At 65.0% G+C, this 21,369-nt stretch carries 21 protein-coding genes and 5 tRNA genes; 15 read left to right on the plus strand and 11 right to left on the minus strand.

The genetic code is table 11. From position 1 onward, the window contains the following. Nucleotides 1-543, minus strand: a 543-nt coding sequence (earP, locus tag ABY44_RS24115; RefSeq protein ID WP_431642453.1) for an elongation factor P maturation arginine rhamnosyltransferase EarP, incomplete at its 3' end; no start/stop codon positions are given. Between the two features lie 76 nt (nucleotides 544-619). Between earP and uvrC the strand changes: the two genes are divergently transcribed. The 7 genes from uvrC (at nucleotide 620) to ABY44_RS24150 (ending at nucleotide 5,260) form a co-directional block, all read left to right on the plus strand. Continuing rightward, complete coding sequence (uvrC, locus tag ABY44_RS24120; protein WP_060173761.1) at nucleotides 620-2,665, plus strand: excinuclease ABC subunit UvrC; 2,046 nt, start codon at nucleotides 620-622, stop codon at nucleotides 2,663-2,665. 90 nt (nucleotides 2,666-2,755) lie between these two features. Next, nucleotides 2,756-3,343 (plus strand): CDP-diacylglycerol--glycerol-3-phosphate 3-phosphatidyltransferase, encoded by a 588-nt coding sequence (gene pgsA, locus ABY44_RS24125; protein ID WP_021163085.1) that lies wholly within the window; start codon nucleotides 2,756-2,758, stop codon nucleotides 3,341-3,343. A gap of 145 nt (nucleotides 3,344-3,488) precedes the next feature. Then, nucleotides 3,489-3,564: transfer RNA gene (locus ABY44_RS24130), tRNA-Gly, on the plus strand. Nucleotides 3,565-3,617: 53 nt separating this feature from the next. Next, nucleotides 3,618-3,693 (plus strand) — tRNA-Gly (locus ABY44_RS24135). Between the two features lie 51 nt (nucleotides 3,694-3,744). Continuing rightward, nucleotides 3,745-3,820, plus strand: a tRNA-Gly gene (locus tag ABY44_RS24140). A 100-nt stretch (nucleotides 3,821-3,920) separates the two neighbouring features. Further along, nucleotides 3,921-3,994 (plus strand) — tRNA-Cys (locus ABY44_RS24145). A 672-nt stretch (nucleotides 3,995-4,666) separates the two neighbouring features. Beyond that, on the plus strand, nucleotides 4,667-5,260 hold the full coding sequence (locus ABY44_RS24150) for a hypothetical protein (RefSeq protein ID WP_081066128.1): 594 nt from the start codon (nucleotides 4,667-4,669) through the stop codon (nucleotides 5,258-5,260). Between the two features lie 239 nt (nucleotides 5,261-5,499). Here ABY44_RS24150 and ABY44_RS24155 read toward each other — a convergent pair whose 3' ends face one another. Continuing rightward, nucleotides 5,500-6,657, minus strand: coding sequence for a DUF4382 domain-containing protein (locus ABY44_RS24155; protein ID WP_060086483.1), 1,158 nt, complete (start codon nucleotides 6,655-6,657; stop codon nucleotides 5,500-5,502). A 638-nt stretch (nucleotides 6,658-7,295) separates the two neighbouring features. Then, nucleotides 7,296-8,270, minus strand: a complete 975-nt coding sequence (locus tag ABY44_RS24160) for a hypothetical protein (protein ID WP_431642456.1) — start codon at nucleotides 8,268-8,270, stop codon at nucleotides 7,296-7,298. Nucleotides 8,271-8,483: 213 nt separating this feature from the next. On the opposite strand from ABY44_RS24160, the gene ABY44_RS24165 reads away from it, so the two are divergent. Together ABY44_RS24165 and ABY44_RS24170 are read left to right on the plus strand one after the other, a co-directional pair. Then, nucleotides 8,484-8,600, plus strand: a tRNA-OTHER gene (locus ABY44_RS24165). A gap of 161 nt (nucleotides 8,601-8,761) precedes the next feature. Beyond that, nucleotides 8,762-9,205: a GNAT family N-acetyltransferase gene (locus tag ABY44_RS24170; RefSeq protein ID WP_060173762.1), complete on the plus strand. Its 444-nt coding sequence runs from the start codon at nucleotides 8,762-8,764 to the stop codon at nucleotides 9,203-9,205. Nucleotides 9,206-9,320: 115 nt separating this feature from the next. On the opposite strand, the gene ABY44_RS24175 is transcribed toward ABY44_RS24170, so the two are convergent. Both ABY44_RS24175 and ABY44_RS24180 read right to left on the minus strand, forming a co-directional pair. Further along, nucleotides 9,321-9,869, minus strand: a complete 549-nt coding sequence (locus ABY44_RS24175) for a GNAT family N-acetyltransferase (protein ID WP_060086485.1) — start codon at nucleotides 9,867-9,869, stop codon at nucleotides 9,321-9,323. Between the two features lie 58 nt (nucleotides 9,870-9,927). After that, nucleotides 9,928-10,548 carry a helix-turn-helix domain-containing protein gene (locus ABY44_RS24180; protein WP_060173763.1) on the minus strand — a complete coding sequence of 207 codons (621 nt, stop codon included), beginning with the start codon at nucleotides 10,546-10,548 and terminating at the stop codon, nucleotides 9,928-9,930. 146 nt (nucleotides 10,549-10,694) lie between these two features. Here ABY44_RS24180 and ABY44_RS24185 point away from each other — a divergent pair, with 146 nt between their 5' ends. Further along, nucleotides 10,695-10,931 carry a ParD-like family protein gene (locus ABY44_RS24185; RefSeq protein ID WP_021163089.1) on the plus strand — a complete coding sequence of 79 codons (237 nt, stop codon included), beginning with the start codon at nucleotides 10,695-10,697 and terminating at the stop codon, nucleotides 10,929-10,931. Beyond that, nucleotides 10,931-11,737 (plus strand): type I methionyl aminopeptidase, encoded by an 807-nt coding sequence (gene map, locus ABY44_RS24190; RefSeq protein ID WP_027787994.1) that lies wholly within the window; start codon nucleotides 10,931-10,933, stop codon nucleotides 11,735-11,737. Before ABY44_RS24185 ends, map begins: the two co-directional genes overlap by 1 nt. A 147-nt stretch (nucleotides 11,738-11,884) precedes the next feature. Here map and ABY44_RS24195 read toward each other — a convergent pair whose 3' ends face one another. After that, on the minus strand, nucleotides 11,885-12,388 hold the full coding sequence (locus ABY44_RS24195) for a GAF domain-containing protein (protein ID WP_060173764.1): 504 nt from the start codon (nucleotides 12,386-12,388) through the stop codon (nucleotides 11,885-11,887). A gap of 102 nt (nucleotides 12,389-12,490) precedes the next feature. Beyond that, nucleotides 12,491-13,408, minus strand: a complete 918-nt coding sequence (locus ABY44_RS24200; RefSeq protein WP_021163092.1) for a LysR family transcriptional regulator — start codon at nucleotides 13,406-13,408, stop codon at nucleotides 12,491-12,493. Between the two features lie 109 nt (nucleotides 13,409-13,517). On the opposite strand from ABY44_RS24200, the gene ABY44_RS24205 reads away from it, so the two are divergent. Next, nucleotides 13,518-14,390: a pirin family protein gene (locus tag ABY44_RS24205; protein ID WP_027787992.1), complete on the plus strand. Its 873-nt coding sequence runs from the start codon at nucleotides 13,518-13,520 to the stop codon at nucleotides 14,388-14,390. A 127-nt stretch (nucleotides 14,391-14,517) separates the two neighbouring features. Beyond that, the gene (locus ABY44_RS24210) at nucleotides 14,518-15,003 is read left to right on the plus strand and encodes a GNAT family N-acetyltransferase (RefSeq protein WP_027787991.1); all 486 of its coding nucleotides are present in this window, start codon (nucleotides 14,518-14,520) and stop codon (nucleotides 15,001-15,003) included. A 22-nt stretch (nucleotides 15,004-15,025) separates the two neighbouring features. On the opposite strand, the gene ABY44_RS24215 is transcribed toward ABY44_RS24210, so the two are convergent. The 3 genes from ABY44_RS24215 to ABY44_RS24225 are packed head-to-tail and all read right to left on the minus strand — an operon-like array spanning nucleotide 15,026 to nucleotide 17,002. Beyond that, nucleotides 15,026-15,895 (minus strand): cytochrome c oxidase assembly protein, encoded by an 870-nt coding sequence (locus ABY44_RS24215; protein ID WP_021163095.1) that lies wholly within the window; start codon nucleotides 15,893-15,895, stop codon nucleotides 15,026-15,028. A gap of 10 nt (nucleotides 15,896-15,905) precedes the next feature. After that, nucleotides 15,906-16,352 (minus strand): copper chaperone PCu(A)C, encoded by a 447-nt coding sequence (locus ABY44_RS24220; RefSeq protein ID WP_027787990.1) that lies wholly within the window; start codon nucleotides 16,350-16,352, stop codon nucleotides 15,906-15,908. A 14-nt stretch (nucleotides 16,353-16,366) separates the two neighbouring features. Next, on the minus strand, nucleotides 16,367-17,002 hold the full coding sequence (locus ABY44_RS24225) for an SCO family protein (RefSeq protein WP_027787989.1): 636 nt from the start codon (nucleotides 17,000-17,002) through the stop codon (nucleotides 16,367-16,369). A gap of 282 nt (nucleotides 17,003-17,284) precedes the next feature. Here ABY44_RS24225 and otsB point away from each other — a divergent pair, with 282 nt between their 5' ends. After that, nucleotides 17,285-18,037 (plus strand): trehalose-phosphatase, encoded by a 753-nt coding sequence (otsB, locus tag ABY44_RS24230; protein ID WP_027787988.1) that lies wholly within the window; start codon nucleotides 17,285-17,287, stop codon nucleotides 18,035-18,037. Beyond that, nucleotides 18,034-19,413, plus strand: coding sequence for an alpha,alpha-trehalose-phosphate synthase (UDP-forming) (gene otsA, locus ABY44_RS24235; protein ID WP_021163099.1), 1,380 nt, complete (start codon nucleotides 18,034-18,036; stop codon nucleotides 19,411-19,413). The genes otsB and otsA overlap by 4 nt, the downstream gene beginning before the upstream one ends. A gap of 78 nt (nucleotides 19,414-19,491) precedes the next feature. Here otsA and ABY44_RS24240 read toward each other — a convergent pair whose 3' ends face one another. Continuing rightward, the gene (locus ABY44_RS24240; RefSeq protein WP_027787986.1) at nucleotides 19,492-21,324 is read right to left on the minus strand and encodes an ABC transporter ATP-binding protein; all 1,833 of its coding nucleotides are present in this window, start codon (nucleotides 21,322-21,324) and stop codon (nucleotides 19,492-19,494) included. Between the last annotated feature and the right edge of the window lie 45 nt (nucleotides 21,325-21,369).

Raw genomic sequence — 21,369 nt, forward strand, 5'->3', positions numbered from 1 at the left:
GGCTTCGAAGGCCGCGCGGCGCGAATCGAGGTCGTGCTCCTTCAGGACGCCGCCGGTGCCGGCCGACAGGCCGGGGAAGAAGAACGTCTTCAGCAGCGGGTAGCGCGGATGCGGCGACGGGCGCAGATGGAAGTCGGCGACCCAGTCCTCGGCGCTCAGGTATTCGAGGTTGATCCACACCGGGCGGCGCGTGCGGCGCGCCATCGCCGCGAGATACGCGCCGGGCAACTCGCACGCGAACGCTTCGATCACGACATCGGCGATCTCCAGCGCGTCGCCGACTTCCGCATGCCAGTGCTCGACCACGATCGTGTCGACCGTCTGCCGACCCGCGTCGGGATCGACCCCGGGCAGCAGGCGCGAGAACGTGCGCAGGTCGTCGATGAACAGGCGAACCTGCCAGCCGTGCTCGTGCGCGAGCTGGCGCGCGAGGCGCCAGCAGACGCCGATGTCGCCGAAATTGTCGATCACGGTACAGAAGAGGTCGCAGGCGATCGGTTCGCCCGGCGCGGCGGGCAGGGGGGCAGCGGTGGTGCGTGGCATCGAAGCGGGCCGGTGAATGCTCTAAACTGGCGATTCTAATAGACCCGTTCCGCGTTACAAGGCGCCCGGATCACGCATGACATCCCCTGAAGCTCCCGATACCCCGTTCGAACCGAAGAAGATCCTTGCGCAGTTGCCGCACATGCCGGGCGTCTATCGCTATTACGACACGACGGGCACCGTGCTCTATGTCGGCAAGGCACGCGACCTGAAGAAGCGCGTATCGAGCTATTTCACGAAGACGCAGCTGTCGCCGCGCATCGCGATGATGGTCACGCGCATCGCGCGCATCGAGACGACCGTCACGCGTTCGGAGGCCGAAGCGCTGCTGCTCGAGAACAACCTGATCAAGGCGCTCGCGCCGCGCTACAACATCCTGTTTCGCGACGACAAGTCGTATCCGTACCTGAAGCTCACCGCGCACCGCTTTCCGCGCATGGCCTATTACCGTGGCTCGGTCGACAAGCAGAACCAGTATTTCGGGCCGTTCCCGAGCGCCTGGGCCGTGCGCGAGAGCATCCAGATCCTGCAGCGCGTGTTCCAGTTGCGCACTTGCGAGGATTCGGTCTTCAACAACCGCACGCGGCCGTGCCTGCTGCATCAGATCGGGCGTTGCACGGCGCCGTGCGTCGGCGCGATCTCCGACGAGGATTACGCGATCGACGTGTCGAATGCCGCGCGTTTTCTGCTCGGCCGGCAGTCCGAAGTGATGAAGGAGCTCGAGCAGAAGATGCACGCGTTCGCGTCCGAGCTGAAATTCGAGCAGGCGGCGGCCGTGCGCAACCAGATGAGCTCGCTCGCGACGGTGCTGCACCAGCAGGCGATCGAGGTCGGCAGCGACAGCGACGTCGACATCCTGGCGGTGGTCGCGCAGGGCGGGCGCGTGTGCGTGAACCTTGCGATGGTGCGCGGCGGCCGGCATCTCGGCGACAAGGCGTATTTCCCGACGCACGTCGAAAGCGCGCTGACGCTCGCCGAAGGCGGTCTCGGCGACGAGTCTGAACTGGCGGAGGCGGCCACCGCGCCTGCCGACGCACCGGCCGACGCATTCCCCGACCTGCCCGCCGAAGAAACCGGCCGCGCGCGCGGCGACGCGGCGGCGTCGGTCGAGGCCGAGGTGCTCGACGCGTTCATCGCTCAGCACTATCTCGGCAATCGCGTGCCGCCCGTGCTGGTCGTGAGCCATGCGCCTGCGAGCCGCGACCTGCTCGAGTTGCTGTCCGAGCAGGCCGGCCACAAGGTGTCGCTGGTGCGGCAGCCGCAGGGGCAGCGGCGCGCGTGGCTGTCGATGGCCGAGCAGAATGCGCAGATCGCGCTCATGCGGCTGCTGTCCGAGCAGGGCTCGCAGCAGGCGCGCACGCGTGCGCTCGCGGAGACGCTCAGCTACGAATGCGACGATCTCGCGACGCTGCGGATCGAATGCTTCGACATCAGTCATACGATGGGCGAGGCGACGCAGGCGTCGTGCGTCGTCTACCACCATCACAAGATGCAGTCGGGCGAGTACCGCCGCTACAACATCACCGGGATTACGCCGGGCGACGACTACGCGGCGATGCGGCAGGTGCTCACGCGCCGCTACGAGAAGATGGTCGAGCAGGCGGCCCAGGCGGCGGCTGTCGACGAAGCGGCCGGCATCGACGGCGAGTCGACGCGCCAGGCCGAGGCGTCGAGCCTGCTGCCGAACATCGTGCTGATCGACGGCGGCAAGGGTCAGGTCGAAATCGCGCGCCAGGTGTTCACCGAGCTCGGCCTCGATACGTCGATGCTGGTCGGCGTCGCGAAGGGCGAGGGGCGCAAGGTCGGCCTCGAGACGCTCGTGTTCGCGGACGGCCGCACGCCGCTCGAGCTCGGCAAGGAGAGCGCCGCCCTGATGCTCGTCGCACAGATTCGCGACGAGGCGCACCGCTTCGCGATCACCGGCATGCGCGCGAAGCGGGCGAAAGCGCGCCAGACGTCGCGGCTCGAGGAGCTCGAGGGCGTGGGCGCGAAGCGCCGGCAGCGGCTGCTCGCGCGGTTCGGCGGGTTGCGCGGTGTCGTTGCCGCGAGCGTCGAGGAACTCGCGAGCGTCGAGGGCATCTCGCATGCGCTCGCCGAGCAGATCTACAAGCAGCTTCACTGACGCGGCCGTGCGGCCGGCTGCCTTGCCAGCGTTCTTGTGGCAGGCCGGTCGACACGGCACAATTGCGAATCCTTTACTGTCCCGCATGCCATGCCGTTCAATTTCCCGATTTTCCTGACGTGGGTACGGATCGTGCTGATTCCGCTCGTCGTCGGCGTGTTCTATCTGCCGGACACGGTGATGGGCGGCGCGCACCGCAATCTCGCGGCGGCGGCGATCTTCATTCTCGCTGCGCTGACCGACTGGTTCGACGGGTTTCTAGCCCGCAAGTGGAACCAGACGTCGTCGTTCGGCGCCTTTCTCGATCCGGTCGCGGACAAGCTGATGGTGACGGCGGCGCTGCTGATCCTCGTGCAGATTTCGCGCGTCGATGCGGCGATCGCGCTCGTGATCGTCGGCCGCGAGATCGCGATTTCGGCGCTGCGCGAATGGATGGCTCAGATCGGCGCGTCGAAGAGCGTGGCGGTGAACCAGCTCGGCAAGTTCAAGACCGCATGCCAGATGGTCGCGATTCCGATGCTGCTGTTCTACGGGCCGCTGCCGCTCGGCATCGCCACGATCGATACGCGCGTGTGGGGCGAGTGGCTGATGTATCTCGCGGCGGTGCTGACGATCTGGTCGATGCTGTACTACATGAAGCTCGCGTGGCCGCAAATTCGCGAGCGCGGCGGCGCGTGATGCGTGTCACGCGTTCGGTCGAGCAGGTTTTTTGGAAAAAGGGCTGGAAAAGCCCTTGACACACGAATGTGCCTTCGACATAATCTCGCTTCTCCGCTGCACGACGAAGTAAGTGTGTGACGGGGAAGCAGTAGCGCAGCAATATGCGGGAGTAGCTCAGTTGGTAGAGCGCAACCTTGCCAAGGTTGAGGTCGCGAGTTCGAGACTCGTCTCCCGCTCCAGATTTTTTCTGGCAGCGTGTAGTACGGCAAAGCGCTGCAGATGCAGGACACATGCGGGAGTAGCTCAGTTGGTAGAGCGCAACCTTGCCAAGGTTGAGGTCGCGAGTTCGAGACTCGTCTCCCGCTCCAGATTTTTCTGGCAGCGTGTGGTACGGCGAAGCGCTGCAGATGCAGGACAATGCGGGAGTAGCTCAGTTGGTAGAGCGCAACCTTGCCAAGGTTGAGGTCGCGAGTTCGAGACTCGTCTCCCGCTCCAAGTAATGGGGAAGCCACGCTTCCCTTTTTATTTGATGGACCTCCGGTCCTCGAATAAAAAATCTGTCTCTTGCCTCACGGCATCCGGACAGTCCGCTTTTGGCGCGATAGCAAAGCGGTTATGCAGCGGCCTGCAAAGCCGTTTAGGCCGGTTCGACTCCGGCTCGCGCCTCCAAGTAAGAAAAGAAAAAGCCCTGAGAAATCAGGGCTTTTTCTTTTGACTATCACGAACGGTTGCACAAGAAGAATGCGGAAGCTGCGCGCATGATGCTGCAGCTCTATCCGGCGGAACAGATGGCCGCAGAGCCAAAGTAACTTGAGCGGTGACATGCATGCAGCGCCGGTGTTGCATGTTCGAATCATTATTCGGTGACGTACTGGCACATTCGCCGAGTTCCAGTAAAGGCATTTGGCGAGCGCGGAACCGTTGTGAGGCGGCGCCTCTCACATCGTCCGTCTCGACACTTTTCGCCGATTTCGTCCCATTGACCACCCGCACGGTGTATCGACGCTGCAACGCATTTGCCAGGACTCGCCCGTACTTGATGCTCGGCATTGCCGAGCACTGTTCGGGCGGTGCAGTCGTGAGGCTGGCACGTTGTTCGCTTCATCAGTTGTGTTGGGAACGATAGTCGTTGCCCATTCACGATCGCCCGACGATTCAACTTGCATGCGTCTCGGGAGGGCGTCCGAAACGTGGTGCGTTCGCTCTCCACTGCCACGGAAAAGGGGGCGCGTCCGGACGAAATTGCGTCGTTGCGAGGCCAAACGCAGCATCGAAACTTGTGGTCTGGCAGGCGATCCCAATTAAAACATCAGACAAATAAGCGGCATCCAGGGGACGACCATGGCGAACATTCAACATACAATTCCTCGTCGTCTGAAAATGGCTGACCGTGCCCAGCAACTGCTGGATCTTCATTTTCCCGGCATACCTGAAATTTGGCTTTGGCACCCACATCGAAACGTTGGGTTCGTCACTATTCCTCGTACGCTACCGATTGCGATGCAAGCCGTCGACGCCCAGTCAAAGAGACAGCCAGCAGGTCAAACACTTTTCTGCCTGTGGGCAAGGGCGTGGAATTATCCAGTGCTGTCAATTGCCGATCCCTTGACCTTGGCGGCAGAGGTCGGATTCACCGGCGAGTGCGCTGTCGACACTTGGCGTCGCAGGATGAGTAGGCTACGCGACCTGAATTTCATCCGAACCAAGCCTGGGCCGTCTGGGCAGTTCCATCATGTCTTGCTACTGAACCCAAACGCAGCCATGGAATGGATGCGATCAAACGGCCTAGTACAGGACGAACTCTACGTCCGGTTCGTTGAGTGTCTTGCGGACATCGGTGCTCTTGACGAAACGGAGCCGATACGCCAGTTGGGGGCGCAGCAACCAGTTCCTATGGCCTGTAATTCGCAAACAAAGTCTGGACAGGCCCGCTGAATGCGGGCCCCTGTGCAATCAGCAATTGCCTTTCTTCGCCTGTCCCGGTGGGCAGAATCCGTTCCCCGGGCCACCCTGCGGTGCAACAACTACCGGTGCACCCGGAACGTATGCGACGCACCCACTGAGCGTGCCGACCATGCTCGCCGCTGCAAGCAACGCGATAACCCCTTTTTTCACTTCGTTCTCCCGTTATTGATGAAAGGGCCGAACGGCCCTTTCGGTGCGCTGCCGACGCGTCAGAAGCTGAAATTGACGTTCGACTGGCTGGTCGTTGCGTTGACGTTCGTCGATTGCGTTGCCCCCGACGCTGCGTCCGCTTCGATCGTATATTGTGCGGCGGCGGCCGGCGATGCGGCGAGCGCGACCGGTAGCGAACCCGAGTAAGTGCCGACGATCGGCGCGGCAGTGGGTACGTTGAGCGCATAGGCGCCCGTATCCAGGTTCGCGTTGATCGACGTGATCTCGTAGGCATTCGCGTCGATCGTCTGCAGCGCGCGCACGAATGCATTGGCGCTGGCAGTCACCGCACCGCTGACGGTGCTCATCGTCGACGCCGGCAGCGTGATCGGTGCGGTCGACGCCGACACCGCCGTGGTCGTGTTCACGACGACCGGGACGGAGCGCACGATACCCGACGCGAAGTTGTTCTGCACGATCACGACATCGTAATTGCCTTGCGTCGAGCTCTGGATCAGCGGCGACAGCACGAACTTGCCGGTGCTGTCGGCCACTGTGCCGCGGACGACCTTGCCGCCTTGCTCGGCATAGACCGTCGCGCCGGCTTCGGCCGAGGCAACGTAACCGGAGATCGCGCCGCTCACAACTGTCGGGACCGCAGTGACGACGGGTTTCAGCGCATACGAGCCGTTGCCGCGCTGGACGATCGACTTGCATGCGTTGAAGTCGAGCACGAGATCGACGAGCGTGTTGGGCTGGACCGTGAACGGGTGGATGATCTTGTAGCCACTTTGCGTCGCGCTCGGCGTGGCGAGCGCCTGTTCGGTGCCGCCGGTCGGGACGACCGAGTTCGCGAGGTTGTTACCTTGATTCTGTGCGAGAACCAGGCGGACTTGCTGATACTGGCCGGCGGGCAGGGCGGTCTGCCCGAGATCGGCGAGCACGCCGTTGGTCAGCGACAGCAGATCGATTTTCTGCGGTGTAGCGAGGGATACGGTCGACCAGCCGGCGTCGTTGTCTGCGGCGTTCGCGTTTGCGTTGACGCGGACTTGTGAGACGGTGATGTACACATGGTCGAAGCCACAGGATGGCGCATCCGTCATCGCGACGTGCAGCGTACCGGTTTGCGTGCCGCCACCGTCGTCGCCGCCGCCGCAACCGGCGAGGATGAATGGTACGAAGGCGGCGCAAAGGGCGCCTTTGATGATGTTGTTCATGTCACCCCCCAAGTTGGGATCGTTATTGTGGGTGACGGAAGAATAGCGGCACTCCAGCCTACTATTGGGGCATCTTTGAAACCAACAGTAACATTCTGTTTGATCGGTCAATTTTTACCGGGATTGGTGTCGCTTCGGATGGCAGCGTGCGAACCCAGGAGCGATTGCTTCTTCGTTGCTCGCGATATGCGCATCGCAGATAGGAGGCGACGACCTGATGCATATGCGCCGGCAAAGTCTCTTTTGTCATACGGTAGCGTCGCTTGCCGAAGTCTATTTGAATGCCCCACGCCAGTGGGCACGACTGCGTCGTTCGGCACTGCAAGTTGCTTTGCAACTCCGGTGGCGGGATCGGACGTCCAGAAATACGAAAAGCCCGCTGCGAGCGGGCTTTTTCACGTGCTACAAATTTGCTACAGCAAGCGCGAGAGCCTTGCTGGATAAGCCTTGAGCTTATCATTCCGTCCCCTGAACTACTGGGTGGTAACACGTTCAGGTTATGTCAGTTGATGAGGTGCGCGCCCGAGACGGTCGTCGGGCGCTGGTCAGCACGAGCGGCAAGCTGAACGCCCGTGCTGATTTGCTGTAAGGGGCGCTCCCACATGACGGTCAGCATTCGCGGCGTCGTGGATTCAGTTTCAATTTCTCCAGCTAACTGCAGCTTGGCAGTACACCCTTATCCCAATGACCTTACTCAATATGTCGTTCGCAGTGTTTAGTGCGCGACCAGCATCTTCCCATGTCACCGGCTTAAGACTGTGCGCGAAGCTGTTACGTGTCCGTCGAGCCTCGTCTAAGCGGAAAAGCATGTCGTCATCGATTATTTTGTGCAGTGAGAGTTGTTGAGTCACGATGGACGCCGTATAGTCACGGCCCGTGAGCAGGTCGCGACGATCTCGATTTATACTCGTATGGCCGCCATTTGCTGCATTTAGGTCATGTAGTAGTTTGGCCCACATCTTGTTAAGCGACTTTTCTATCACTGACCAGGCAATGAGGTGCGCCGATTCAAATTGATGCAGCGCATATTGATTGCCGGCGATTAAGCACAGCTCTAAAATTTTATGGCCATCGTCGAATAGTTCCTCGCATTGTGCAATCACGCGCACTGCATGATCCAGCACGTCTACCTGTAAATCTCGGGCCAAAAAATTCGATCCGTTCACAGGTTGCGCCAAACTATCGGTGATCAACCATTGACCATCATTCGCGACGGCTTTGCACCAGTTGAGCCCATTCAAGGGTGACTGCACTGGGGTTCCTGTGCTCATTGTCTCCGATAACCCAGAATGCACGCCCATCAAGAATGCGTTCACGTACTGATAGCGCAGACGATTCATCTGCTGTTGTTCATTGGCAGCCTGCACGTCAGCGCCGCCCGTTCTGTGCGAGAAGTCGGCACACTTGTCGAAATCGAATATGAGAAACCCGTCACGGCGAGCATAGATCGGTACGCTGCAATCCGCCTTGGACTGCCACACAATCTGCTCCAGTGCCCGCGTAACATCTTCTATTGACCGCATATCCCTAGGCGCACGGTCGAAGCAATACGCTATTCCGCCGTTAAAGTAGACAGCGACAGCGTAAGAAGAAGGCGGTCGAATTTGTTCCATGGGCGGAGTCAGGTTATGTCGCATGTTTTTCTGGCTGCTAGGATACGACGAATTGTGCAGTGCTAGCGTCGACGTCCAGATGGCTGGCCGCTTCCCGACCGCAAGGAATACTTGAATGTTGTGCGACAAGAGCCCGGAATGGGGCGGAATCGGCCGCTGAGGTCAAGGCGGCCTGGCCAACGGCACGATGTCGTTGTTGGACTGTAAAGTTGAGGCTCGAGCGGCAGAGCGGCTAATGCGGATGGTTGATTAACATAATGAATTGATTTGTTGTAAAAAATGACAGCCTGCAAAGCCATTAGGCCGGTTCGACTCCGGCTCGCGCCTCCAGACAAAGCCCCGCTTCGGCGGGGCTTTTCTTTTTTCCGCGTCCGTTGCGGAGGTGGCTCGTGAGAGGGGCGAGATGGATGCGGTAGCATGACGCGACCCGCAGGCGTTCGAGCCCTGCGCGAAACGTCGAGGCTATCGATGCAGAAACCTGGTGAGGCGGATTGAACACCCCGGAGCCCGAAACGAGGGAGGCGCGGCTTTCCGACTGCGCCGCAATCGCGAGGCTGTTGTGCCAGCTCGGATATGACGTCACGTCCGCGCTGATCCATGAAAAATTGCTGTCGCTGGCCGACAAGCCGAGTGACCGGGTCTGCGTGGCGATTCTGAATGGCGAGATTGTCGGCAGTATCAGCCTGCACATCCTTCCGCTCTTTCACGCAGTCGGGAATCTCGGGCGCATCACGAGCATGGTCGTCGACGAGCGTCACCGGGGATGCGGAATCGGCGCTGCGCTGATGGCGGACGCGCAACGTTGGTTCGAGCGCGGCCGATGTGTGAAGCTGGAGGTGACGAGCGGTGACCAACGTCCGGACGCCCACCGTTTTTATGCGCATCACGGTTTCGCGCGCGACGGGCAGCGTCTTTCCAGGAAAATGCGCACGTAGCGCATGTTTGAAAACAAAAGCCCGCTGCGAGCGGGCTTTTTGATTTCGGCAGATGCAGCGGGATTCTCGAGCAGGCTTCGGCCATGCGATGCCGCTCGTCCATCGCGACATCCGCTCAGCCGTCCACCGGTTGCGCAGGCGTGTCGAGCGTCAACTGATAGAACGCCGCATCGAGCCAGCGGCCGAACTTGAAGCCCGCTTCCTTGATCGTGCCCGAGTGCACGAATCCCAGCTTCGCATGCAGTGCGATGCTCCCCGCATTGGCCGCATCGATGCAGCCGACCAGTACGTGTACTTCCGCTTCCCGCGCGCGCCGGACGACTTCGCGCAGCAGCACTTCGCCAAGCCCGCGGCCACGCTGGTCGTGATGCACGTACACGCTGTGTTCGACCGTGTACTTGAACGCGGGAAACGCGCGGAACGTGCCCCAGCTCGCGAAGCCGAGCAGCGTGCCCGACGCGTCGACCGCGCCGATGACCGGGAAGCCGCCTGCGCGTTTCGCCGCGAACCACGCGACCATCGCTTCCGGCGGACGCGGCTTGTAGTCGTACAGCGCGGTCGAGTTCGCGATCGCGTCGTTCAGGATCTCGAGGATGGCCGGCGCATGCTCGGCCTCGCTGCAATCGATCAGGCGCACGTCGTCGCGCTGTTTCGGGGAATTCATACGGACTCCTGTGGGCAGTAAGTGGGTCGCGCGCACGGCTGCTGCGACGACGCGTTCATCAGAGGGTGCGCACGCCGGCGGCGGATGCGTCGCAGATTACGACGACATAACGCGCGGCGTGCGGCGACGGGTTGCTGAAAATCAGCGGCTGGTCGAGCCGCATGGCCAGGCAGTCGCCTTCGTGAAGTTCGTGAAGCGTTTCACCGAGCGTGACGTCGACGCGGCCGCTGATGATCCACACCTGCTGATGCAACGCGCTTTCGCGCCCGCCGCTGTCGTACGCGACGCGCGCACCGGGCGGGAAATCCACCTCGACGAGCTGGATCGGCGACGGCCAACCAGCCGGGGAAAGGTTGCGGCGCACATAACCGGACGCCGGATCCCGCCATTCGGCCTGCTGCGCGCGGCGTGCCAGCGGCTGCGCGGGCGCGTCGTCGTGGTCGCCGCCGAACAGCCCGGCCAGCGACACGCCGAGACCGGCTGCCAGCTTGTCGAGCACGACGGCCGTCGGGCTGGCCGATGCACGTTCGATGAGCGAGATCATCGAACGGCTGACGCCGGAGCGCGCAGCCAGTGCATCGAGCGTGTAGCCTCGTACGGTGCGCAGGTCGCGCACGCGCCGGGCGATGCGTTCGTTGATGCCGGTGTCGTCGGCAGCGGCGGTAACGGATTCTTTCATGGTGGATTTATTTTCCAGCAAACTGGAATTCAGTGTCAACGCTGGTGACGGGCTGGCGGACGTATCAACGGAATCCGCATGGCTTGCCCGCCAGCCGACCGCAGCGTAATATACGAACCGACTACGTTTCGTTTAATTGGGGATATATGGGCATCATCAAGATTTCCGAGCACATGCACGAGCGGTTGCGCTCGACCAGCACGGCGCTGAGCCGCTCGATCAACGCACAGGCCGAGCACTGGCTGCGCGTCGGGATGCTGGCGGAACTCAATCCGGCGCTGTCCTACGGCGACATCTGCCGGATGCTGATCGAGGCCGAAGCGCGGGGCGGCGACGCGGGGCCGGCGGAACCGGTCGAACACGGCATCGAGCAGGTGGCGTAATGGCGAAGCGAGACATCCCGATCCGCGGCATGGCGGAAATCGCCAAGTCGCGCGAAGCCGCGAAGCTGGCGTCGCAGGTGCTGACGATGATCACCGAGCACGTGAAGCCGGGCGTCACCACCGACGAACTGGACGCACGCTGCCGCGAATACATCGTCGACGTGCTCGGCGCGATCCCGGCGAACATCGGCTACCACGGTTATCCGAAGACGCTGTGCACGTCGGTCAACCACGTGGTGTGTCACGGTATCCCGACGTCGCGGCCGTTGCGCGACGGCGATATCGTGAACCTCGACATCGCGGTGATCAAGGACGGCTGGTTTGGCGATACGAGCCGCATGTATTTCGTCGGCGAACCGAACGAACTCGCGCGGCGCCTCGTCGCGACGACCTATGAGGCGATGCATGCGGGCATCCGCGCGGTACGCCCGGGCGCCACGCTCGGCGACGTCGGCTACGCGATCCAGCAGGTCGCGCATCGCGAAGGATTCAGCGTGGTTCGCGAGTACTGCGGGCACGGCATCGGCGACGTCTATCACGACGAGCCGCAGGTGCTTCACTACGGCCGCCCGGGCACCGGCGTACCGCTGCGGCCGGGGATGATCTTCACGATCGAGCCGATGCTCAACGCGGGCAAACGCGACACGCGCATGCTGGCGGACGGTTGGACGGTCGTCACGAAGGACCATTCGTTGTCGGCCCAATGGGAGCACATGGTCGTGGTGACGGAAACGGGCTTCGAGGTGCTGACCGAGGATGTGAAGCCGCAAGCGTTCCCGGCGCTGTCCGGTACGCATGCTGCCTGACGCGTAAAGTGCGCCGCGAAGGGCGGTGCGGCGGCACAGTGAAACGGGCTCCTTTGCGGAGCCCGTTTCGTTCGAGGTCATGCGGCGCGATTCATGCGTGAACGCGGCGACTTGCCGCGCGGTGGACGAACGCGGCTCAGCCACCGCTCAACCGCGCGCCTTCTGCCAGGCGGATTCGACGAATACGCGGCAGAGCGCCTCCATTCCCTTGCGGTCTTCTTCGTCGAAGCGCGCGGCTACCGGGCTGTCGACGTCCCACACGCCGATCAGCGTGCCGTCGCCGGCCACCAGCGGCACGACGATTTCCGATTCCGATGCGGCGTCGCACGCGATATGGCCGGGAAAGTCATGCACGTCGCGCACGACCTGCGTCTCGCGCGTCTGCGCAGCCGTGCCGCACACGCCCTTGCCGAGCGCGATCCGCACGCAGGCGGGCTTGCCCTGGAACGGCCCGACCACGAGCTCCGTCCCGTCGAAGAAGTAGAAGCCGGCCCAGTTGAGACGGTCGAGCGAGTGGTAGACCAGCGCGGCGAAGTTGGCCGCGTTCGCGGTCAGGTCGCGTTCGGATTCGACGAGCGCGCGTGCTTGCTCGACGAGCGTCGCGTATTGATCGGCCTTGGAGGCGTTGGGGTCGTTGGACAGCGTGAACATGGCGGAAAAGCGATCAGGGTTGTGGAATGCGCGATGCGCGTACCGCAGTCTACGGCACGCACGCACGGTTTGCAGCGCGCGGTTGCGCGTGACGCGGCAAGCTCAGTCGGGTTCGAGTTCGGCAAACCGCGCGGCCAGAAAATCGAGCAGCGCGCGCACGGCGGGCAGCAACCCCCGGCGCGACGCGAACACCGCATGCACGATCTCGCGGCGCGGTGCCCAGTCGGGCAGCACGGTTACCAGCGCGCCGCGCGCGACCTCGTCGCGCACCATCATCGTCGGCAACTGCACGATGCCGACACCCGCGACGGCCGCCGCGCGCAACGCGAGCATGCCGCCGGTCACAAAGCGCGGCAGGTGGTGGATTTCCGCATGCGCGCCGTCGGGCCCGCGCAGCCGCCACACGTGCGTGGACTGCGGGACGCCGTGATCGAGGCTCGGCAGGCGCGCGAGATCGGCGGGAACGGCCGGTGCGCCATGCTCGCGCAGCAGCGCGGGGCTCGCGACGAGGCACTGGCCGCGCTCGGCCAGCACGCGCAGCGCGAGATCGCTGTCCTCGAGCGGCGGCGGGCGTACGCGGATCGCGACGTCGATCCCTTCGCCGACCACATCGACGCGCCGGTTGGTCGCTTCCAGATGAATCTCGACGCGCGGACACGCGACCATGAACGCGGCGATCATCTCGCCGACGAGCGAATCGAGCAGCACGATCGGGCAACTGACGCGCACGATGCCGCGCGGCTCCTCGTGCAGCAGCGCGATCGCCTCGTCGGCGGCATCGGCCTCGACGAGCATCGCGCGGCAATGCGCGTAGTAGGTCTGGCCGACGTCGGTAACTGTGAAACGGCGCGTCGAGCGCTGGATCAGCCGCATCCCGAGCCGCGCCTCGAGCAGCGCGATGCGGCGGCTCAGCTTCGATTTCGGCATGTCCAGCGCACGCCCGGCCGGTGCGAAGCCGCCGTGTTCGACGACCTGCACGAAATAATAGAGATCGTTCAGATCCCGCGCTTTATCGTTCATGAAATGGAACGCTGAGTGCGATTTTGGCAGTCTACCGGATCGATCGTTCCACCTCTATATTCCTGTCCAGGATGCGAAACACGTGTTTCGCCGCAATTCGGAGAAGGCAATGAAGAAGATCCAGGGTGTGTACAGTGCGCCGCGCGGCCATTGGGTCGGCGACGGTTTCCCGGTGCGTTCGATGTTCAGCTACCAGTCTCACGGCGCGCATCTGAGCCCGTTCCTGCTGCTCGACTATGCCGGCCCGGCCACGTTCGAGCCGGGCTCGGCCTCGGCGCCGCGCGGGGTCGGCCAGCATCCGCACCGCGGGTTCGAGACGGTGACGATCGTCTATGACGGCGAGGTCGCGCACCGCGACTCGACCGGCGCGGGCGGCGTGATCGGCCCGGGTGACGTGCAGTGGATGACGGCCGCGAGCGGGATCCTGCACGAGGAATTCCACTCGGAAGGGTTCACGAAGCGTGGCGGCCCGCTCGAGATGGTCCAGCTGTGGGTGAACCTGCCCGCCAGGGACAAGATGGGGGCGCCCGGCTACCAGACGCTGCTGGACGCGGACATCCCCGTGGTCGAGCTGCCGGACGGCGCGGGTCGTGCGCGGATCATCGCGGGCGAGCTCGACGGGCGGCGCGGCCCGGCCCGCACGCATACGCCGATCGACGTATGGGACGTGCGGCTCGTGGCCGGCGGCCATGCGCGGTTCCCGGTCGCCGAAGGGCGCACGCTCGCGGTGGTCGTGCTGAGCGGTACCGTGCAGGTGAACGGCGAGACGGTCGCCCGCGAAGCGCAGTTCGTGCAGCTCGGCCGCGACGGCAGCGACGTCGAGATCGAAGCGAACGGCGACGCGAAGCTGCTGATCCTGAGCGGCGAACCGATCGACGAGCCCGTCGTCGGATACGGGCCGTTCGTGATGAACTCGCAAGCGGAGATCCGCACCGCGATCGAGGACTTCAACAACGGCCGGTTCGGCCAGATGCCGGCATGACGGACAGGCCCTGCGCAATGCGGGGCCTTTTTTTCGGGGGCGGGCAGCCGGTCGCGCGGCGCGTGCGCTTCGGGGCATAATCGACGATTGCCGCGCGCCGGCCGGCGCGCCCGAATCAGGACCGACCATGAACGCATCCGCCGCATCCCCGAGCGCCGCCGATCTCGACTGGCGCTGGAAATCCTTCGACGCGCTGACGGCGCGCGAAGTCTATTCGATCCTCGAAGCCCGCAGCGCCGTGTTCGTCGTCGAGCAGAATTGCGTGTATCGCGACATCGACGACGCGGACCAGGCCGCGTGGCACCTGGCTGCATTCGATCCGGCCGGGCGCCTCGCCGGCTATCTGCGCGTGCTGTTGCCGGATGCGCAGAACACCGATGTCCGCATCGGCCGCGTGCTGACGACCGCCGCGTTTCGCGGCGCCGGCCTGGGCAACGGGCTGCTGTCGCGCGCGCTCGAGCATATTCGCGCGCAGTGGCCGGATACGCCGGTGAGCCTGCATGCGCAGGCTCACTTGCAGCGTTTTTACGGGGCATTCGGCTTCGCGCCGAGCTCGGACGTGCACGACGAGGACGGCATCCCGCACGTGTGGATGAGCAGCGCACGCGCGTAATGCGCGCCGCGCCCCGCGGCAGTCAGTGCGCGGCGCGCGCGACCGACGGCGCGTCCGCGCGTTGCGCGGCCCGTTCGCCGATCAGGCGGCCGCGGGCGGACAGCCGCAGCCAGTGCCGCAGCGCGATCAGCGCGCCGATCACGCTCATCATCGAGCCGGGAATCCACAGCAGCAGGCCGCCGATCTGCTGGTCGCGCAGCGGGCTCAGCCACGTGAACGCGCGGCCGCAGATCGAGTAGATCGGATACAGCTCGTGCGGCGTGAAGAAGATCAGCGCGCCGAGTGCGATCTGCGGCGGGATCGCCGCGACGACGATCAGGATCCGGCGGCCCGGCGACAGCCGCGCAGGCGGCGCGGGGCGCGGATCGACGACGAGCCACCAGAACAGCAGCCCGTCGATCACCATGCTCCAGTTCATCACGCGATAGAGACGCCAGTCGAGCATCGCGATGAAGTGGATCGGCGACAGCAGCCAGAAATAGATCAGCCCGACGAACAGCACGACCGCGACGACGGGATGGAACACCACGTCGAGTGTCGCGCGCACGGGCGCCCACGCGAGGGCGGGGCGCACGAAGCGCTGCCGCCAGCGAAACGGGATGCCCGCGCGAATCGCCGCGCCCGGATAGGACAGCGCGATGAAGAACGGCCCGAGGTGGTGCAGCACGAGGTGCTGCGCGCGGTGCAGGAAGAACTCGTGCTCGAAGAAATAGTCGAGCCGTGTATGCAGCGCGATGTAGAGCGCCGTCAGCCCGAACCAGAACGAGAACTGCCGCAGCGGCGACACCTTCGCCTTCTTCACGCCGCGCGCGAACAGCACGGCAGCGGTGAGCACCGCGATCACCACGGTCGGCGACGGTTCCCACGGATCGAGCCAGTACAGGAGGTTCATCGCGCGCGCATCACTTCGCCTGGGCCGGCGATTTCACGGCGAACGGCGCGTCGACCGTTTCGCCGTCGGAGAATTTCAGGCGCAGGTGCACGGTGTCGCCCGGCTTGATCGCGTGCTTCGGCTCCTCGAGCATGAAGTGGTAGCCGCCCGGTGCGATGTCGACCTTGCCGCGTGCGGGGACCGTCAGCTTGTCGACCATTTCCATCTTCTGCGTCGAGCCGTTCGAGACGGTCTGGTGCAGCATCGCCATCCCGTAGTCGGGGCTGTCGACGTCGACGAGATCGACCGGCTTGTCGCCCGTGTTCACGATCGTCACGTAGCCGCCGGCCGGCAGCTTGTTCGGCAGCCAGCGCACCCATGCGTTCTGCGCGGTGATCGCGCCGGCGGCATAGGCGTGGGTGCCGGCGCACAGCGCGGCGAGGAGGGCGAGCGTCTTGAGTGTCGTCTTCGTCTTCATGTCGTGAGAGGAATTCAGGTGGTGGAGGCGGTGTCGATGATCCGGCGCACATCGGCGGCGATGGCGTCGGGCGAGTCGCGGTCGGTCGCAAGCAGGCGGGCGCGGCCGGTTGCGTCGAAGATGTAGACGGCCGAGCTGTGCGTGACTTCGTAGCCGCCGGACGGATCGCGCTGTTCCATCTGGTACGCGACGCGATAGCGCTTCGCGAGCGATTCTATCTGGCGGTCGGTGCCGGTCAGGCCGCGCGCATGCGCGGCGTCGAACGCGGCGACATACGATTGCATCGCCTGCGGCGTGTCGCGCGCAGGATCGACCGAGACGAACAGGATGCGCACGTCGTTGGCCTGCGGGCCGAGCTTCGCCAGCACTTCCATCAGCCGTGCCATCGTTTCGGGGCAGACGTCGGGGCAGTGCGTGTAGCCGAAGTAGACGAGCGCGACCTGGCCGTGGAACGCATCGGCGTCGACGGGATGGCCGTCGCCGCCCGTCAGCGTGAACGACAGGTCGGGCAGGTGGCCGGTGACGTTGGTCAGGTTCCAGCGCGGCTCGTCGTGCGTGCACGCGGCGAGCGCCACGGCGGCGGCGAGGGCCGCGGTCGTGCGGATGAGGCGGGAGAAGCGCCGGTGCGGCGCTGGGCGGGCAGACGACATCCTGGGGCTCGATCGGACGGAAAGGTGACCGGCCGGCGCGATGCCATGCGTCGCGCGGCAGGCGGTTGCGACTGTAGCGCAATTCGCGCGCCCGCGTCCTTTCGAAACCCGTACGGGGCGGGCGAGCGGGGCAATATGTCGCAGTTGACGCAATCGGCGGCGCACGGCCGGCGATGCGCCGGTTTCGCCCATCTCGGTGCGCAGGCGCGGTAAGATGCGCACAATTCCATCGCGCAGCGGCGGTGCGGCGTTTGCCGGGCCGCCTCTCAGACTATCGAATCGATGCAATCCGTTCCGGCTTCCCTGTCCCTGACCGATACCGCGTTCTTCTTCGACTTCGACGGCACGCTCGTCGAACTGGCGCCGACGCCCGACAGCATTCACGTTCCGCCGTCGCTGCTGACGCTGCTCGACGAGCTGCGGCGCCGCTCGCACGGTGCGGTCGCGATTGTGTCCGGGCGCGGTATCGACAACCTCGACACGTTCCTCAAGATGCCCGGCCTGCCGATCGCCGGCCTGCACGGCGCGGAGCGCCGCGATGCGAACGGCGACACGCAGCGCATCGGCTTCAACGACGAACGCCTGCTGCGCATCGAGCGCGAGCTGGCGGCCGTCGTCGACCGTCATCCGGGCATGCTGCTCGAAATCAAGGGCGCGGCCGTTGCGCTGCACTACCGCAACGCGCCCGAGCGCGAGGCGGCTGCGCGGGCGGCCGCCGAGCGCCTCGTCGCCGACTATGCCGATGCGTATGTGCTGCAGCCCGGCAAGATGGTGTTCGAGATCAAGCCGAAGGGGGTCGACAAGGGGCGCGCGCTGGCCGCGTTCCTCGACGAGCCGCCGTTCGCGGGCCGCGTGCCGCTGTTCGCGGGCGACGACCTGACCGACGAGAAGGGCTTCGCGGTGGTCAACGCGCGCGGCGGCCTGTCGATCAAGGTCGGCGCGGGCGAGACGTCCGCCCGCACGCGGCTCGATTCGGTCGACGCGCTGCATGAGCAGATCGCGCACTGGCTCGGTGCGGGGCAGCCGCACGCATGAGTCGCCTCATCATCGTTTCAAACCGCGTCGCACCGATTTCGGAAGGCGAACCGGCGGCAGGCGGCCTCGCGATCGGTGTCTACGATGCGTTGAAGGAGACGGGCGGCATGTGGTTCGGCTGGAGCGGCGAGGTCGTCGCGTCCGGCGCGCCGCAGATTCGCGTCGAGGAGCACGGGCCGGTCACGTTCGCGACCATCGGCCTGTCGCGGCGCGACTACGACCAGTATTACCGCGGCTTCTCGAACGCGACGCTGTGGCCCGCGTTTCACTACCGCACCGACCTGATCCAGTACGACCGTCACGAGTTCGAAGGCTACAGCCGCGTGAACGTGTGGCTCGCGCAGCAGCTCGTGCCGCTGCTGCAGGACGACGACGTGATCTGGGTGCACGACTATCACCTGATCCCGTTCGCGCGCGCGCTGCGCGCGGCCGGCGTGAAGAACCGTATCGGTTTCTTCCTGCACATCCCGTTTCCCGCCGCGCAGGTGCTCGTCAACGTGCCGCCGCATCGCGACCTGGTCGAGTCGCTGTGCGCGTTCGACCTGCTCGGCTTTCAGACCGAACCCGACCTGCGCGCATTCTGCGATTACGTCGAATCCGAAGCGGACGGCGTGATCGAGCGCGACGGCCGCCTGGTGACGGTGCGCGCATTCGGCCGGACGCTGCGCGCGGCCGCGTATCCGATCGGCGTGCATCCGGACGAGATCGCGGCGCTCGCGCAGGCCGGCGAGCACGGCAAGGCGGTGCGCACGCTCGCGGCGTCGCTGCGGGGCCGCAAGCTGATCATGAGCGTCGACCGGCTCGATTACTCGAAGGGACTCGTCGAGCGCTTCCGCGCGTTCGAGAAGTTGCTCGAGCACGAGCCGTCGCATCGCAATCGCGTGTCGTTCCTGCAGATCGCGCCGTCGACCCGTGCGGAGCTGCGTGCGTACCAGGACATCCGCCTGCAGCTCGAAGGAGAGTCGGGGCGTATCAACGGACGCTTCGCCGAGCTCGACTGGGCACCGATCCTCTATATCCATCGCCAGTACGACCGCCAGCTGCTCGCGGCGTTGTACCGGCTCGCGCGGGTCGGCTACGTGACACCGTTGCGCGACGGGATGAACCTCGTCGCGAAGGAGTACGTATCCGCGCAGGATCCGGACGATCCGGGCGTGCTCGTGCTGTCGCGCTTCGCGGGCGCCGCGCGCGAGCTGACGGGAGCGCTGATCGTCAATCCGATCGATATCGACGGGATGGCCGATGCGTTGTCGCAGGCGCTGACGATGCCGCTCGCCGAGCGGCGCGCGCGTTATACGGACATGATCGCGCAGCTTCGCGAGAACAACGTGTCGGTGTGGCGCGACAACTTCCTGCGCGATCTGCAGCACGCGTAACCGACGCCCCTCGCCGGAAATGAAAAAGCCGCAGTGCGAGCAGCGCTGCGGCTTTTTTGCTGGCTGCGGGCCGCTGCGTCAGGCCACGCGTTCGCCGGTCGGCGTGCTGCCGTCGGGGGCCGCGTGATGGCGGCCGTGCTGCTTCGCGAGCAGGTCGCGGTAGAGGCCGGGGCGGTTGCGCAGCACGTCGGGCGGCCCGTCGTCGATGACCTTGCCGTTGTTCATCACGATGATCCGGTCGAAGTTGCGCAGCGTCGACAGGCGGTGCGCGATCGCGATCACCGTGCGACCGACCATCAGGCGGTCGAGCGCGCTCTGGATCGCTTCCTCGGATGCGCTGTCGAGCGCGGACGTCGCTTCGTCGAGCAGCAGGATCGGCGCGTTCTTCAGGATCGCGCGCGCGATCGCGATGCGCTGGCGCTGGCCGCCCGACAGCTTGACGCCGCGGTCGCCGACGATCGTGTCATAGCCTTCCGGCATCGCTTCGATGAACTCCGCGCAGCGCGCGTCGCGCGCGGCCGCGAGCACTTCGTCGCGGGTCGCATCGGGGCGGCCGTATGCGATGTTGTCGTAGATCGTCCGGTGCAGCAGCGAGATGTCCTGCGGCACGAGCGCGATCGCGTGGCGCAGGCTGTCCTGCGTGATCGTCTTCACGTCCTGGCCGTCCACCTGCACGACGCCGTCCTGCGTGTCGTAGAAGCGCTGCAGCAGCGCGAGCACGGTCGACTTGCCGGCGCCCGACTTGCCGATCAGGCCGACGCGCTGGCCCGGCTCGATATGGAGATCGAAGTGGTCGAGGATCGCGCGGCGGTGCGGATACGCGAACGTCACGCGCTCGAAGTCGACGCGGCCGCCCTTGGCCGACAGCGGCTGGGCGTCCGAGCGATCGGGCATCCCGTGCGGCTCGAGCAGCGTCTTGACGGCTTCGGACAGGCGCGCGACGTGCTGGGTGACGTCGACGAGCGCGACCGCGAGGTCGCGCGTGCCGTGCAGGATCGTGAAGCCGAGCGAGCTGACGAGCACGATGTCGCCGGACGTCGCGCGGCCCTGGTCCCACAGCCACAGCGCCCAGCCGAGCAGGCCGGCGGACAGCATCGCGGTGATCACCGCGTGCAGCAGGCGCAGCTTTTCGAGATAGAGCAGGCTTTGCTGGCGCGCATCCATCTCGGCCTTGACCGTTGCGCCGAAGCGCTTCTGTTCGCGCAGCGTCATCCCGAACGCACGCACGAGGCCCATGTTGCCGATCACGTCGACGAGTTCGCCGTCGACCGCGGCGGCCTTCGCCGCGAACGCATGGTGGCGGGCCGAGCCGCGCCCGGCGAGCTTGAACAGGATCACGGACAGCACGGCCGAACAGCCGAGCAGGCCGGCGGCCATCATCGGATTGACGACGATGATCATCAGGATCGCGCCCATCACCGCGATGCACGGCGGCAGCACGTTCCACGCCATCGTGTTCTCCGACGTGTAGACGGCGTTCGACGTGGCCGTGATGCGGCTCGCGAGCGTGCCCGGCTGCTTTTCGGAGTAGTAGGTCGGCGAATGACCGATCAGGTACTGGAACAGGTCACGCCGCAGGTCGCCGGTGACCGCGACGAACGTATGCGCGGCGACCCAGCCGCCGACGCGCCACAGCAGGTTGTCGGCCGCGATCAGCCCGACGAGCAGCGCGAATGCGCTCCACAGCGGGCCGGGGTGATGACGCCCGGTCGCCAGCACGTCGATCAGGTGCTTGATCGCGTATTGCGAGCCGAGCGCGCAGCCGACGGCGGCCAGCACGCTGCAGAGCACGATCAGGTGGGCAACGGGATGCAGGCGGATGTAGCGGAACAGGAACGCGATCGGCCGGTGCGCGTAGCTCGACAGCTTCGCGTTGTGGGCGTTGCGCTGGGCAGGGGTGAGAGATTCCAAAATATGCGTGCGGTGATTCGGTGATTGAGCGTGGCGGCGGGATCG

The organism is Burkholderia sp. ZZQ-2 (assembly GCF_050768715.1).
Lineage (GTDB): Bacteria > Pseudomonadota > Gammaproteobacteria > Burkholderiales > Burkholderiaceae > Burkholderia > Burkholderia cepacia.